Annotated in this window: 13 protein-coding genes; 10 read left to right on the top strand and 3 right to left on the bottom strand. The window is 43.7% G+C overall.

What is annotated here, in order from left to right; translation table 11 throughout:
• Positions 1 to 396 precede the first annotated feature (396 nt).
• Positions 397 to 1,530: a 6-bladed beta-propeller gene (locus ACYIA1_RS13760; RefSeq protein WP_480335546.1), complete on the bottom strand. Its 1,134-nt coding sequence runs from the start codon at positions 1,528 to 1,530 to the stop codon at positions 397 to 399.
• A gap of 183 nt (positions 1,531 to 1,713) precedes the next feature.
• Here ACYIA1_RS13760 and ACYIA1_RS13755 point away from each other — a divergent pair, with 183 nt between their 5' ends.
• The 5 genes from ACYIA1_RS13755 to ACYIA1_RS13735 all read left to right on the top strand — a co-directional run bounded on the left by ACYIA1_RS13755 (position 1,714) and on the right by ACYIA1_RS13735 (position 7,006).
• On the top strand, positions 1,714 to 2,058 hold the full coding sequence (locus ACYIA1_RS13755) for a translation initiation factor (protein ID WP_008773880.1): 345 nt from the start codon (positions 1,714 to 1,716) through the stop codon (positions 2,056 to 2,058).
• A gap of 12 nt (positions 2,059 to 2,070) precedes the next feature.
• Positions 2,071 to 5,238 (top strand): UvrD-helicase domain-containing protein, encoded by a 3,168-nt coding sequence (locus ACYIA1_RS13750; protein WP_427486448.1) that lies wholly within the window; start codon positions 2,071 to 2,073, stop codon positions 5,236 to 5,238.
• Between the two features lie 72 nt (positions 5,239 to 5,310).
• A complete protein-coding gene (locus ACYIA1_RS13745) occupies positions 5,311 to 5,973 on the top strand; it encodes a phosphatidylserine decarboxylase family protein (RefSeq protein WP_427486447.1) in 663 nt (220 codons plus the stop codon).
• Positions 5,970 to 6,671, top strand: coding sequence for a CDP-alcohol phosphatidyltransferase family protein (locus ACYIA1_RS13740; protein ID WP_048927943.1), 702 nt, complete (start codon positions 5,970 to 5,972; stop codon positions 6,669 to 6,671). Before ACYIA1_RS13745 ends, ACYIA1_RS13740 begins: the two co-directional genes overlap by 4 nt.
• A 56-nt stretch (positions 6,672 to 6,727) precedes the next feature.
• A complete protein-coding gene (locus tag ACYIA1_RS13735; RefSeq protein WP_005861240.1) occupies positions 6,728 to 7,006 on the top strand; it encodes a DUF4834 family protein in 279 nt (92 codons plus the stop codon).
• 3 nt (positions 7,007 to 7,009) lie between these two features.
• Here the strand turns inward: ACYIA1_RS13735 and ACYIA1_RS13730 are convergent, their stop codons facing one another.
• A complete protein-coding gene (locus ACYIA1_RS13730) occupies positions 7,010 to 7,450 on the bottom strand; it encodes a nucleoside deaminase (protein ID WP_008780688.1) in 441 nt (146 codons plus the stop codon).
• Positions 7,447 to 7,674, bottom strand: a complete 228-nt coding sequence (locus tag ACYIA1_RS13725) for a hypothetical protein (RefSeq protein WP_005861242.1) — start codon at positions 7,672 to 7,674, stop codon at positions 7,447 to 7,449. Before ACYIA1_RS13725 ends, ACYIA1_RS13730 begins: the two co-directional genes overlap by 4 nt.
• Positions 7,675 to 7,743: 69 nt before the next feature.
• Here ACYIA1_RS13725 and ACYIA1_RS13720 point away from each other — a divergent pair, with 69 nt between their 5' ends.
• From ACYIA1_RS13720 to ACYIA1_RS13700, 5 genes are all read left to right on the top strand, one after another.
• The gene (locus ACYIA1_RS13720; protein WP_008773876.1) at positions 7,744 to 8,109 is read left to right on the top strand and encodes a YraN family protein; all 366 of its coding nucleotides are present in this window, start codon (positions 7,744 to 7,746) and stop codon (positions 8,107 to 8,109) included.
• 12 nt (positions 8,110 to 8,121) lie between these two features.
• Entirely contained in the window at positions 8,122 to 8,481 is a 360-nt protein-coding gene (locus ACYIA1_RS13715) for an MmcQ/YjbR family DNA-binding protein (protein WP_005866809.1), read from the top strand.
• A complete protein-coding gene (locus tag ACYIA1_RS13710; RefSeq protein WP_427486444.1) occupies positions 8,468 to 9,217 on the top strand; it encodes a biotin--[acetyl-CoA-carboxylase] ligase in 750 nt (249 codons plus the stop codon). The genes ACYIA1_RS13715 and ACYIA1_RS13710 overlap by 14 nt, the downstream gene beginning before the upstream one ends.
• Before the next feature lie 706 nt (positions 9,218 to 9,923).
• On the top strand, positions 9,924 to 13,211 hold the full coding sequence (locus ACYIA1_RS13705) for a DUF6383 domain-containing protein (protein WP_480335540.1): 3,288 nt from the start codon (positions 9,924 to 9,926) through the stop codon (positions 13,209 to 13,211).
• Between the two features lie 821 nt (positions 13,212 to 14,032).
• Positions 14,033 to 14,317, top strand: a complete 285-nt coding sequence (locus tag ACYIA1_RS13700) for a hypothetical protein (protein ID WP_480335538.1) — start codon at positions 14,033 to 14,035, stop codon at positions 14,315 to 14,317.
• Positions 14,318 to 14,511: the final 194 nt, after the last annotated feature.

Raw genomic sequence — 14,511 nt, 5'->3', positions numbered from 1 at the left:
GATATTAAAGGTTCATTCGATAAATCTTTATGATGAGTTTTGAAAATGGAAATTATTCTTGAATATGATTGATTTATTTTGCTGTATTAATATTTTTTTCACGAACTTGCAACCGTACTTTTTCTAAGTCTATTTCCGCTGAATTGTGAGCATAATCTTATTATATCAATCTAAAAACACAAGAAAATGAAAAAATGTGTATCTATTCTAATTATCTTGTTGGGGGGATTGGATTGTACATGCGGATGATGGAGACTTGAATTTTAAGTATAAAAGAAAAATGATTATTGATTTCGCTAAGAGATAATTGAATTTGAGGTTTACTCTGCCAGATCGAGTGTTTGAGGCGCTGATCCGGCAGAGTTTTTTTGTGGGTGGAAGGAAGAAGTATTCTGGTTACTCTTCATTTTTGAAAACATATTTTACTAAGATTGGATTCTCTTCTTCCGAGTGCGATTGAATAATTCTTTGCTGATCCTCATTTCTTAGCTTCTCGGGAAATAGATCATTTAGTGGAAGCCCTCCTTCCGGGGTACAAAGGATGAAGTCTTCTCCGAAGTAGATCGGGTAAAGTTGCAAGCCTTCCTTGGTTCGCTCGAATTGAAGCAAATCATGTTTTTCCCTATTATAGAACAAGTGGATGTATTTGTTTTTACGGACAACCATGGCATATCGGTATCTGCTGTTTTGCCCTTGTGAATCTATTACATAATTTACGCTCTTGGAGGAATAGGCGTCCTTTACGTATTGGATTTGTTCTTGCTTGCTCATATTGGGACGAAACTTTAAATTCTCAATGTCATTGTTTAAATCTCCGAAATCCCAGCGATAAAGCTCAGTCAAGGTCGCTCCTGAAAGTGAATAAATCGTGTTAGTCAAAGATCTGCGGAGAGCGTGTGGGAATGGAAATACACCCCTGCAAAATATATCTTTTCTCTCTTCCGGGAAATATTCATCGATTATCTCATTTCTTGATAGGGAATAGAACTTCAGGCGATTGTCATTATCATAGGTGAAGAAAGCGATCGTATCCTTGTTTTGGAACTGGAAAGAATTGTAGGCTCCAGTAATATCCGGAAGTCTCTTTTTCTCGATGAATTTACCCCCTAGGTCATAGAAAAAGAGAGCGTTGCTGACGGCGCAGAGTACTACAAGATTCCTGCGGGCTGTATCGATCGCGAAATCAGACAGATTTAGGTACTGCCCCGGGCCGTCTCCTTTTTCGTTAAGCGCGAATTGGAAACGTCCCTCCCGGTCGAAAACGAAGATTTGGGATCTTCGATAATCATGGATATAATATCGGTCCTCAAAAAACTTGATTTGGGTTATATCACGGATCAGCGATTCCGGCGTTGTCTCCAGTGGGATGACTTGGATATCGGAGAATAGGTCTTTTGTGGAGATCTTGTCTCGTCTTTCCAGATTCACGGTGATGATATCTGATTCCATATTTCTCTTTTCTTTAGATCCCGTACAAGAAAGAAAGAAAAATATGGATATCGCTGAATAGTAAACCAAACTACTCTTCATCTTATTGCTAGATTTAAGTGAAACCAAAATTAGAATATGTAAACGTAAGAAATAAATTATAATATTGGGTCACAAAAAGACGTGTTTTATTTCCCCGAAAAACATCATTGGGAGAAAAGAAATGCTTGTTTGCCTATTTCGGGATAAATCCGTAGCTTTGAACCATTAAAAACAATAGTATATATGAAGGATAACGACTGGAAAGATCGATTAGGCGTGATGTACTCCACGAATCCCGATTTTCAATATAATACGGGAGATACGGAGGAGGAAGATACGTTGCCGAAGGAGAAACAAGCTTTGCGTATTTCCTTGGACAAACGGAACCGGGGAGGGAAGATGGTTACCTTGATCACCGGGTTCCGGGGCACTTCCGAGGATCTGACCGCCTTGGGGAAACTCTTGAAAGTGAAATGCGGCGTAGGCGGCTCTGCGAAGGACGGGGAGATAATCATCCAAGGGGACCTGCGTGCCAAGGTATTGGATATCCTCCGGAAAGAGGGCTATTCGAAAAGCCGTACGATCTAATCCCCGATCGCTATGCTAACAATCTATAGGGCTTCCGCCGGGGCGGGCAAGACGCATAAATTGACAGGGGAGTACCTGATGTTACTCTTCTCCCAGCCGGGCGCTTACCGCCGGATCTTGGCCGTGACGTTTACGAATAAGGCGACGGATGAGATGAAAACCCGTATCGTCCAAGAACTTTATCACCTTGCTTCCGGCCGCACGTCCGATTATATCCAGCTACTCTCTTCCGCCTATTCCTTAACGGAGCGGCAGGTGAGGGAGCAGGCCCGGAAGATTCTGGTCGCTATCCTGCACGATTACTCCGCCTTTAATATCAGTACGATCGACCGCTTTTTCCAGCAAACGATGCGTGCCTTTACCCGCGAGATCGGTTTGCAAGGCGGCTATGGCATCGAGATGGACCAAGAACTGGTCTTGACCGAGGCGATCGATAACCTGCTGGCCGATCTGGAGAAGCCGGAGAGCAAGGATTTGCTAGGTTGGTTGCTGCGTTTCGCCGAGGACAAGATCGAGGATGGTGGCGGCTGGAGCTTGCGGAAGGATATCATGTCGCTCAGCCGGGAGGTCTTTAAGGAGAGTTATAAGGCATTTAGCGAGGAGGTCGGTAAAGATATTGCGGATAAGCAGGCCCTAGATGCCTATAAGAATGAGCTATACGCCATTATCCGCTCCGTAGAGGCGGAGACGAAACGTTTAGGAGAGGAGGGAGTGGCGTTGCTGAAACAGTTCGCGTTACAACCCTCGGATTTTAAGGGGGGAAGTCGTTCCCCCTTTTTCTATTTCGAGAAGCTGGCGAGAGGTGAGATGAAAGAGCCGACAGCCACGTTCCAAGCTTTGCCGGATAATCCGGAGGCCTATACGACCAAGACTACTCCACCGGGTCTCCGGCAGATCATCGGGTGTGTATATGAGGAAGGGTTGAATGCCTGCGTAAAGAATATCGTATCCCTGTTCGCCAACCTGACGGCCTATAACACGGCTCGGGAGATCGTGCGTTATTATTATACGTTAGGGATCTTAACCGATATCTCCCGGCAAATCGCCTCTTACCGGGAAGAAAAGAATGTGATGCTGATCGCCGATACGACCGAGTTGCTGAATAAGGTCATCAGTGGCAGCGACGCCCCCTTTATCTACGAGAAGACGGGTACGCACGTAGATCATTATATGATCGATGAGTTCCAAGATACCAGCGGCATGCAGTGGAATAATTTCCGGCCCTTGGTGGAGGAGAGTCTGGCGAATGGTAGGGCGAACTTGATCGTTGGCGATGTGAAGCAAAGTATTTATCGTTTCCGTAACTCGGATTGGAAGCTATTGGACGAGCAAGTCCGCAGGGATTTCGAGGAGGAACAGGTCCGTGAGGAAACCCTGATGGATAATTGGCGAAGCTGCCGCCATATCGTGGAGTTTAATAACGCGTTCTTCTCCGCCGCTCCGGCGATCCTGCAAGATCTATATAATGAAGCGTTGAAAACCTCCTCATTAAGCGAGGAGGAACGCACGGCCTTTTTCACGAAGATCATGACCGCTTATGATAAGAGCATTCAGCGTGTCCCTCCCCCTTTCCAGAAGAAGGACGGACATGTACGGATCGATTTCTTGTCCGGCGATGAGGAGAAGAAGTGGGAGCAAGAGGCGATGGAGCGCTTGCCGGCTACCTTGGAGCGCTTGCAGGATAACGGTTACGCGCTAAAAGACATCGCCATACTCGTGCGTACCAATCAAGAAGGCGCTTTAGTGGCTGATACGTTGCTAGCCTATAAGGAAGAGCATCCGTCCGACCGGTACAATTACGATATCATCTCCGATGATGCCCTGTTCGTGGGTAGTTCTCCGGTGGTCCGTTTCCTGATCGCCGTATTGCGCTATTTGCGAAATCCGGAGGACCGGACGAACAGGAAATTGGCGATGTATGCCTATCAAGTATTAACCGGAAAATTTGGGGAGAGCGAGGCGGACGAGTCTGTTTTTCAAAACCTTCAGTCTATCTCCCGGCAATCCTTGTACGAGGTAACCGAAGGGCTCTTCCGTAACTTCTCCGCTTACTTCCCGGAAACGGAACAGGTATTCGTGCAAGCCTTTTTGGATATGGTTTCCGAGTACGCCCAAAAAGAAAGCGCGGATTTGAACTGTTTCTTGAGATGGTGGGACGAGACCGGTTATCGAAAGACGATCGCTACCCCGGATGGGCAAAACGCTATCCGCATCTTGACCGTACATAAATCCAAGGGCTTAGGTTTTAAGGTCGTTATCATTCCTTTCGGGGACTGGGAGATCGACCATAAGCTGACAAAGCCCGTTATCCTTTGGTGCCACCCGGAGAAGAAGCCGTTTGACCGCCTGCACTTAGTTCCTGTCCGTTACGGACAGATCCTGAGTAGCACGATTTTCGCCAAGGATTATTTCAAGGAGCGCTTGCATGCTTTCATCGATAACTTGAACACCTTATACGTCGCTTTTACCCGTTCGAAAGAAGAACTGATCGTATTCTCCCCCCGTCCGAGGAAGATCAACAAGGAAGGTAAGGTTGAGAAGATAACTTCCATCGCCGATCTATTGTGGGCGGGGGTGGAGACGGATATCGAGGATGATACCTTTGAAAGGGGCGAATGGTGGCATCCAGCTTCGAGTAGAACGGCAGAAGATACCCTGGAGGAAATCCCCATGAGCCGCCTGTATTCCGTTTCCCCGGATGATCGTTTACAATTACGCCTGCATGGGAAAGGATTCTTTTTCGATAATGCCAGGCGGAAGCACGGTACCTTGATGCATGAGGTATTGAGCCGGATACGTACGCCGAAAGATATTCCCGCTTCGGTCGAAAGTTATCAGTTAGCCGGGGTGATTAACCGGGAGGAAGCGGCGGAGTTGATCAGCCGTCTGGAAGAATTATTGCAAGCGGAGGAGGTAAAGGCTTGGTATGATGGTTCCGCCCGTGTCTTGAATGAAGTGGATATCCTGTTCGGTAAAGGCTTGTCTAAACGCCCGGACCGGGTGATGATAAAAGATAACAAGGTAATTGTCGTGGATTATAAATTTGGCGAACGGCAAGATAAGCGCCATCCTAATCAGGTAAGAAATTACCTGCAATTAATTCGTAAAATGGGTTTCGAGCGGGTCGATGGATACCTTTGGTACGTAGAGTTAGGCAAAATAGAGGCAGTGAATAAGTGATATATTTTTGATATTCGGTAAAAATGAATATTTTTGCAGATTCTTAGTATAAAACGATACAGTCAAAGAAGAATGAAAGTACATAAAGAAGGAACCGGTTTACTGCTTACGTTGTTTACAATATTATTTATTGTGAATATAACTTTGTACCATACGGTAGGTAAGGGTATGCTGTTTTATTCTGTCGCTTTTGTTTCTACCGTATTGTTCCTATTGGTATTAAACTTCTTCCGTAGTCCTTTCCGTCGGTTTCCTTATGATTCGGAAGGCTTGGTGATCGCTCCCGCCGACGGTACGATCGTTGCCATCGAGGAAGTGATGGAGAACGAGATCCTTCATAAGAAGTGCCTACAGATATCTATCTTTATGTCTATCTTCAACGTACATGCCAATTGGTTTCCCGTAAACGGTACCGTTAAGCATGTTTCCCACCAGAACGGGCGTTTTATGGCGGCTTATCTGCCGAAGAGTAGTACGGAGAACGAACGTTCGGCGGTCGTGATTACCACGAGGAACGGGGTGGATGTCTTGGCTCGTCAGATTGCCGGGGCGATGGCACGCCGCATCGTTACGTATGCCAGGCCGGGAGAGAAATGTCATGTGGACGAGCAAATGGGGTTTATTAAATTCGGTTCTCGCGTGGATGTCTACCTGCCGGTAGGAACAGAGGTGTTAATAGAGATGGATCAAAAAGTAACAGGCAATCAAACGCCTATAGCCCGTTTGTCAAAATGAGTATAAGAAAACATATTCCTAATACAATTACGTGTCTGAGCCTTCTGTCCGGGTGTGTCGCCAGTGTTATGGCCTTGCACGGAAATCTTTTATCTGCGTTGATTTGGATTATTATAGCCGCGGTCTTTGATTTCTGCGATGGCTTTGCCGCTCGTTTATTGAAGGCTTACTCGCCGATGGGAAAGGAATTGGATTCCTTGTCGGATATGGTAAGTTTCGGCTTCGCTCCGGGCATGGTGGTCTATTGGTTGTTGGGAGAGGCTTCTACGGCTTTGCCTTTTGGCTCTTTGAATACGTATATCCCTTATCTGGCGTTCGTGATCCCTACGTTTTCAGGTTTGCGTTTGGCTAAGTTCAATATTGATGAACGGCAAACTACCTCGTTTATCGGCTTGCCGGTTCCGGCGCATGCTTTATTTTGGGCTTCGGCGGGGTATTCTGTTTTACCGGTTGTTCATGCGAATGAAGGCTTGTTCGTGTTGGTGACTGTTATCTTGGCGTTTATTACCTCCTTGCTGTTGGTGTCTGAGATACCGATGTTCTCGCTGAAGGTGAAATCCTTAGCGTGGAAGGGTAATGAGCTTCGCTATATATTGATCGCTTGTGCCATTATTTTCGTGGCGTTATGGGGATTCTTGGGAATCTCTGGAACCATCCTGTTATATATAGTCTTGTCTATTTTTAACAAAAAGGGATAAACAAGAATTCTTATCTTTGTGTTTGTGATAGTAAAGAATCATTTAAGTATCGGATTATGTTTAAGTTTTTGTTTGTAATATTCTTTTTCTTTATCCTGTTGGTGTTTCTGATGGGTTTCTCCATCTTGCGTACCTTTAAGAACATCTTTTTTGGTAGCGGAAACAGCACTCGTAAGGGAGAACAACGTCGTCAAACAAATAGCAATACTTCCGGACATCGTTCTACGACTACTACCGCCCGGGACGATGATGATGATCGTACACCTTATGTGCACCGTAAGAAGATATTCGCCAAGGATGAAGGGGAGTATGTGGATTACGAGGAAGTTAAATAGAGCTTAGCGTCTTTGCTTAAAGAAACGCTGCATTTCTTCCGCGCACTCTTTTTCAAGGATACCTTTTTTGATAATCGCTTTCGGATGGAAGGCTTGAGGGGCGAATTTGGAGAAACCTCTTTTATCATCGGATGCCCCGTATACGATCGTGCTTAATTGTGCCCATCCGATCGCGCCGGCACACATTATGCAGGGTTCCACGGTTACGTATAGACTACAATTTGTTAGGTATTTCGCTCCTAAGACTCCGGCGGCGGCCGTAATCGCCAACATCTCGGCATGTGCGGTCACGTCGTTCAAGCATTCGGTTTGATTATGCGCCCTCGCTATGATCTGGTTGTTGCAGACGATAACAGCTCCTACGGGAACCTCACCCTCGGACGCTGCCGCACGAGCTTCCACCAACGCTTGCTTCATGAAATATTCGTCATTGAAAGGATTCATCTTCTCATCTCATTTTCGTTGAAAAGAGTCGGATAATCCTCCTCCAAGGTCTTGAGGATGTGAGAAAGGATCGTCTCTCGGTACCAACGGGACTTGTTCTCGATCTTGTAGCGTGAAAGGTAACGTTTTACCGCTTTATGCTCTTCGTCATTCAGCATAAAGGTCACTTTGTGTACCCTCGGATGATTGGGGTGAGCCGATGAATATTTACGTTCTTCTTTCATACATTTGCAAATGTACGAGTGAATAGCCGAATAACAAAGAAAATGGCTATATTTGTGCAAATTAAAGCGATGGCAAGACAGAACGATATGGGTCGGGAAGGTGAGTCTGAGGCTCGTGCCTATCTGGTAAAACATGGATATAACGTGTTGCATACCAATTGGCATTGGCATCATTATGAACTGGATATTATCGCTGTCAAGGAAGATGAGTTAATCGTGGTGGAGGTAAAGACACGCTCTGAGGATTTTTTGCTTTCACCGGAAGATGCGGTAGACACCAAGAAGATTCGGAGGATTGTCGCCGCTGCGGATGCCTATGTCCGTTATTTTAATATAGACTTACCAGTCCGTTTTGATATCGTGACATTGATCAAGAAAGAGACGGGTTTCCTGATCGACCATATCGAAGATGCTTTCTATGCTCCTTGCCGTTAAAAGATAAAAGTTATGAATATAGAAGAAGTACGTGAATACTGCCTTTCCTTGAAGAATACCATCGAGTGTTTCCCGTTCGATGAGGTATCGCTGGTCTTTAAGGTAGAGAATAAGATGTTCCTGCTGCTTCCTTTGGATGCGGAGGAGCCTCATGTCTCCTTGAAATGCAGTACGGACTATGTGGAAGAGTTACGGGAACGGTATACGGCGGTTGAGCCGGCTTATCATTTTAATAAGAAATACTGGAATAGCATTTATCTGGATCGGGATATGGAGGACGAGGAGGTTAAACGTTGGATCTTCCACTCTTACCGGGAGGTGATCGCTAAACTACCAAAAAATATAAGGGAGATTTATAATGATGAGCACTGATAATGAATCTCCCCGCATCTTGCGTGTGGTGGAAACCACTTCTACGAATAGCCTGCTTCGTGAGTTGATCATCAAAGAATCTCTTCCGGAAGGAAGTGTAGTTGTCGCTGATTTCCAGACAGCCGGACGTGGGCAGATAGGGAATGTCTGGGAGTCTGAGGCGGGAAAGAACTTGATGTTTAGTACAGTCCTGTACCCTACGTGCATCCCTGCAAATCGCCAATTCTTGATTTCTCAAATAGCGGCCTTGAGCGTGAAAGAGACGTTAGAGTCATATACGGATCATGTCACAGTGAAATGGCCGAATGATATTTATTGGAAAGATAAGAAGATTTGCGGAATGTTGATCGAGAACGATCTATCAGGGCATAATCTATATTGCTCCATCATCGGGATCGGCATAAACTTGAATCAAGCGGTGTTTCGGGGAGATGCTCCGAATCCTGTTTCTTTATTTCAGATAATCGGCAAGGAAGTAGATCGAGAAGAGGTTTTGGACCGTTTCCTCTCGGTATTCTATCGCTATTATTTATCTCTCCTCCAAGAGGAATACGAGGATATTCGTATCCGCTATCAATCCGCATTGTATAGGAGGGAGGGCTATCATGCCTATAGGGATGAGGCGGGAGAATTCGAGGCCTGTATCCATGATATTGAATCAACCGGGCATCTTTTGCTAGCGTTACGGGATGGAAGCATCCGCCGCTATGCTTTTAAGGAGGTGTCTTATTGTTAGTGACCTCTCTTGGCGCAAATCTGGGATTTTTGCGAGGGCTTTCTCCTATGTTCTTCTTTCCATCTAAGTAGCTCGTTTATAGAATCTCTTTTCATGTTAGTCGTTTGAGTGATCACAAAAAATGAACGAATTTGAAGGATGAGGCTTTTGACGTAGGTCTGATTGGGATGATGTGTATTGGGATTGGGTGTGTGAGGAAGGTTCAGTAACGGGCGAGGATTTTGGGAGCAGTTATACTTACTTGGTTGGGGAAGTATATATCCTTTGGCACTTGCAGTATATATCCTATGAGGAGGTAAATAGTACTTTGTATCCTTTTAAGATACGGTAATTTCAGTGGAAGTAATCTTTATAACATAAATAACTAATGTACGTGTACATTAGTTATGTTGAATTTATGTTGATCGGTGGTTGAGGGATTATTATGCTTGGCCTTGGTTAGAGAATGGCTTTTATGGAGTGGGGGATATAGGTAAGGGATGGGTAGTTCGTGGTTATAATCCGCTATTTCGTAATGAATAGCCTATTTGATTGATAAGAAAGCGTGTAGGATGACAAAAAAATAATAGGGAAGATTTGCGCGAATCGAAGAAACGCGTACCTTTGCAAATGATAGATAAAGTCGGCTGCCAGTATTATGGTTTTGTGAAGGCAGCCCAATGAACGAGCTTATTACACTTTAGTATTAATATTAAATTATTTAATTATGAACAAAAAGTTTTCTACTCTTTTGGCTGGTGCTGCACTGTTAGGTGCGGTCTCGGCTAATGGTGCCATTAAACTGAATGAAGGAGCGAACAGCGGCCTTTATCAACTTAAGGCCGGTACGCAATTCTTGAGCATTACAGAGACTACGACGGGTGCTGATGAAATCAAAATGGTTGATCACACTTCAGCAAACTTAGGTGGTACAATGTGGTGCGTAACAGTTAACTCTGAGAATCAAGGACAGAATCCAAAGTTTGACTTTACGAACAAAATCGGAAAATTCTTAGGTCTTGACATTAACAAGATCGCTGGTAAGGCTGAATCTCCGTTAGTTTCTGTTCCAGCTGTTGTAGGTGGTGACCTTTCTGGTTGGAAATTCTCTCCGGTATTTAAGAATGGTGTTGAGAAATCAGTAATCTATTCTTATTTCACGAATGACTCTGTAATCGGTTTGAAAGTGAACGGGTCAGCGATAGAGATGGTTAAAACTATTGCTACCTCTGCTGGAATCACTGCTGCTAATTTTACTGAGTTTGAATTGGTTGAAGCTGATAAATTACCTATTTTAGGTGTCGATGAGTTAAACACTATCTTCGGTACTCAAGATAAGAAAGCTGGAATCACCTTGAAGTTTACTCCAGATGTATTAGGTGATGGTGCTGTGAATCCATTTGTTGAAAAGAAGTTTACTGTTGAGGCAACAGCTGATGCTGCCGACATTTCTACTACTAAGGCTTATTTCCATGTGTTGAGATCAGACTCTTCTTATTTGTATGTGGATACTGCTTATACGAATGCGGTAGGTGGAGCTAAGTTCTTAGCATACAACTGGAGCAAATTGAAAGATACGTATAAGACTGGCACGAAGACTCATGCTACTCCGAAGGATTCAATTGAAGCTTCTGATTTGAAAGACCAATATAAGTTTATGTTTACTTATTGGCCTTCAAACGATAGCTTAGAGATCCAAGTTAAGCAAGTCACATTGAAGGAAACATCTGCTGGTGTTGCTGTTGATTACTGGAATGATGCTACTGCTGCCAAAGAGACAGATCAGCATATCTCTTTGCAAGAGTTGCTTAAAGATAAGGTTCGCATCTTGACTGTCGATAAAGATCAAAATACTAAGATCGAATTAGGTTTCTCTGGTTGCAAGGCTATGCCGACAACTAAGACAACTGTTGCTGATGGCGTTTATTTGATCAAAAACAATAAGACGGGTAAGTTCTTGGCATCTCCGATCCATAATAACGGTGGTTCTGCAGAATGGGTAACTTTGGATTTGCAGGATGCTAATCATATGCCAGCTTATCAATGGGTTGTATTGAAGAATAATGTAACCGATAAGAATAATATCTCTCCGGTTAAGGCTATCAACCGTGAGTTCGATAATACTGCTGTTAATATCGCTTCTATGCAATTGAACAAGGCTGAGGGTGCTTCTTATATGTATGTTTCTGCAGCTGCTGGCGCGATAGTAACAACTGACTCATTGGAATTCATTCCTGTTGCTAAGGAGATTTATACTAACAAGTATATTGGTTACAAGCACTTGACTGAAGATGAGTTGATCACTAACAAGTATACATTCAACTACTGGCATCCGTATGCAGATGATAAGTTCATTGGTGTTAAGGACTCTACAATGAATGTATTGGAAGGTAAGAAGGCCTTCACTATCAAGTCTTCTTATAAAGAACATGCTTATGGTTATGCTCCGACTGATGAGGTTGCTGGTAACGCAGATAAGAAGATTACAGGTCGTATCCCGGGCTTGGTACAGCCGGTAAGAACAATGTATATCATCATGGACGGTGATAAGACATTCCGTAATCACGGTAGAGCTGTTGAGAACAAGTATATCTTGAGCAAGCACTATGCTGATACAAAGACTGACTCTGTTTACTTCAAGGAGAATAATGATATTAAGGGTATTCACTATTATGCTATTGTTGAGGCTGCTGAAGATGGTAAGATTAATTCTGCTAGCCAAGAAAAGGCTGGTGTATCTGACTACGATGCTACCGCTACTTTGAAAGCTCAAGTATTGGGTGAGACTCGTACCTCTGCATTTGCTATCGCTCCGGACAACACTCCGTTGTATCGTCATTTCAACAACGCCGCTTTAGGTGAGAATACTGATGACTCAACTGATAGCTTGATCTTCGTTGAAAAGATCCGTAAGGAATACTTGATGGATGAGTGGAACAAGAACTTGACAGCTGAGACTGTTGATTACGCAGGTATCTGGGCTAAGGATAAAGCAAATGGTAAGTTAGCGTTTACTGTAGATACAGCTTGGGTTAAACGTGGTTCAGGTTTGGTTAAACCTCAATATTTGATCTCTGTCGCTCGCGATGATCAAGACGCTATTCCGGGTGTTCCTTGTACATATGAGCATAATCACTATGATAACGCAGGTAACAAAGTTGATGCCGCACATTGTTCTCACGCAACTCAAGGCCGTGAAGGCTTCATCTACGGTAAGTACTTGGTAAGCTTCGCTGACTCAGTGATTGCTAAGAAATTCAAGACTCCGTACATGGATATCGATGGTGGTTACACTCGCGTAGGTTTCGTGAAAGCTATTAAGGTTGGTGATAGCTTGGTTGTTTTGACAAATGGTTTCGAGAAGATGGAACCTGCTAAATTAGATACTGCTACTATCTTCAAGAACTATCGTGACAATAAGTTGACTAACTTTATCGTTGACTTGACTGGTGACAATCACAAGAATGTAACTTGGTCATTCCGTTATGTAAATCCTGATAAGGCTGGTTCTGTGGATAAAGAAGGCGAAGCTAATGAATTCTTGTTCGAGTCTAATATTTACTCTGAGGCTGCTAATGCTGCTGTTACAGGTAATGCTGGTAAGGCTGCTGCTGGTTATGACAAGGTAGTTTCTGGTTCAATCGCTCCTGAGTTTGCTGCATGGTTAAAGATGCAGAATGGTTGCTTGGTATTAACTCGTGGTGATTCTCAGTTCTCTGCTGCTAAGACTGGTAGCGACGGTGCATTGGTATTCAACGCATACCAGAAAGATGAAGCTGACGATATGGTAACTTCTAACGACGAAGTAGCTGTAGAAGGTGTATCTGTAGTAGCTGGTAACGGTACTGTAACTGTTCAAGGCGCTGCTGGTAAGTCAGTAGTTATCACTAACATCTTAGGTAAGGTTGTTGCTGAGACAGTTCTTACTTCAGACAACGCAACTATCGCTGTACCTGCTGGTATCGTAGCTGTAGCTGTTGATGGTGAAGAGGCTGTTAAGACAATCGTTAAATAAGTAGAAAACTGACCGGATTTCCGTAAGGAAAGACACAGTTATAAGATAGAGCCCCGTCGATGTATTTCGGCGGGGCTTTTGTGGTTTTGCCTATTTGCCTGACTGTAAGCGAAACCGCAGTTATCCGAACTTTTTGATGGATAAATGGGGATATGCGTGATAAAGCCCTCTTGTAAAGACGCAGAAATAGAGGGAAAGCGGTGGCTTCAACGGGCGTTTTTGACAGGAAAAGTCCCCTTTTTGCACACGATAGGCGGTTAAAGCATATGCGATAGGTCGCGTTGGGCAACGCCAGTAGTGCCGTTGGGCATCGTAAGTAGTCAAGAATAGGGTTGTCAATACTCTAGAATGGGCATCGTAACCCTGTTACTTCCCGGTCGTAACCCTATGGAATCGCCCGAAGAACTCAATGGATATGAATTACGATGAATAAATCTCGCTAGAATGAAAGGTTATTTTTCGATAAAGGATTGTTATGCAGATGATTGCCGATTTTTTTTCTCGTATTTGCGCATGAACTGTCCGTATGCCCGGAAAAATCGATTCTCCGGGAGTTGATATTACAAATTGTCAGAATGATAATTGCGAAAATCCTCAAAGGGGAAGGCTAAGAATAAATAAATAAACATTGCTGATGTATTTTGATGAGCCCTTTTGTTTTTCGATATGAAAATATATTCTAACTTTGCATTAGTCACTAGGCTTGCCTGTGATTAGAGAATTTTCTCGAAAGAATATATAAAAGAAAGGAGTGCGGCTATGGATACGGATGGTTAGTTGTGTGAGATGATTGATTTGAATAGATTTGAAATTTTAACTATATGACCTACTTGAAGAAATACGTTTATCCTTGGTTTGTCGATATGGCATCTTTTGCTTCGATTATAGGGGTGATCATTGCCTTTGTATCAGATGACAGGGCTGTTTTTATAGCCTTGGTTACCTTTTGTCTTGTTTTGCTTATTCTTTTGTTTGCTAGTTTATTTGCGGTCAATCGGGTTATTCTTCGTAATTATCCGGTAGAGTATAAGAAGATCTCCTCTTTTTTTATTTTCCAGTGTGATGATGGAGTGCATTCCACCTTTGAGACTTATCGCTTGATTTAATGTAAAAGACCTCTGCTTACGGAACTAGAGTATAACTATAGGTGGTCTGGAAGTATTTCGCCAAAGATCAGTTCGGAAAATCAACGTATAGAGGAACTAGCCTGTAGGACGGACGATAATTACCATACCGCTATTATTAAGTTCAAGAAGCCTCTCACTTTTAAAGAAAGCGCTGTTCTCCATATAAAAACAAG

It is taken from the genome of Parabacteroides sp. KHUB-02, from assembly GCF_056640955.1.
This window is presented reverse-complemented; position numbering and strand designations above follow the sequence as displayed.

Excerpts from the sequence above, each read along its gene's own strand:
- ACYIA1_RS13725 (WP_005861242.1), bottom strand. The coding sequence starts at position 7,674 with ATGAAAGAAGAACGTAAATATTCATCGGCTCACCCCAATCATCCGAGG.
- ACYIA1_RS13730 (WP_008780688.1), bottom strand. The coding sequence starts at position 7,450 with ATGAATCCTTTCAATGACGAATATTTCATGAAGCAAGCGTTGGTGGAA.
- ACYIA1_RS13710 (WP_427486444.1), top strand. The coding sequence starts at position 8,468 with ATGATGAGCACTGATAATGAATCTCCCCGCATCTTGCGTGTGGTGGAA.
- ACYIA1_RS13700 (WP_480335538.1), top strand. The coding sequence starts at position 14,033 with ATGACCTACTTGAAGAAATACGTTTATCCTTGGTTTGTCGATATGGCA.
- ACYIA1_RS13745 (WP_427486447.1), top strand. The coding sequence starts at position 5,311 with ATGAAAGTACATAAAGAAGGAACCGGTTTACTGCTTACGTTGTTTACA.
- ACYIA1_RS13760 (WP_480335546.1), bottom strand. The coding sequence starts at position 1,530 with ATGAAGAGTAGTTTGGTTTACTATTCAGCGATATCCATATTTTTCTTT.
- ACYIA1_RS13705 (WP_480335540.1), top strand. The coding sequence starts at position 9,924 with ATGAACAAAAAGTTTTCTACTCTTTTGGCTGGTGCTGCACTGTTAGGT.
- ACYIA1_RS13750 (WP_427486448.1), top strand. The coding sequence starts at position 2,071 with ATGCTAACAATCTATAGGGCTTCCGCCGGGGCGGGCAAGACGCATAAA.
- ACYIA1_RS13740 (WP_048927943.1), top strand. The coding sequence starts at position 5,970 with ATGAGTATAAGAAAACATATTCCTAATACAATTACGTGTCTGAGCCTT.
- ACYIA1_RS13735 (WP_005861240.1), top strand. The coding sequence starts at position 6,728 with ATGTTTAAGTTTTTGTTTGTAATATTCTTTTTCTTTATCCTGTTGGTG.
- ACYIA1_RS13715 (WP_005866809.1), top strand. The coding sequence starts at position 8,122 with ATGAATATAGAAGAAGTACGTGAATACTGCCTTTCCTTGAAGAATACC.
- ACYIA1_RS13755 (WP_008773880.1), top strand. The coding sequence starts at position 1,714 with ATGAAGGATAACGACTGGAAAGATCGATTAGGCGTGATGTACTCCACG.
- ACYIA1_RS13720 (WP_008773876.1), top strand. The coding sequence starts at position 7,744 with ATGGCAAGACAGAACGATATGGGTCGGGAAGGTGAGTCTGAGGCTCGT.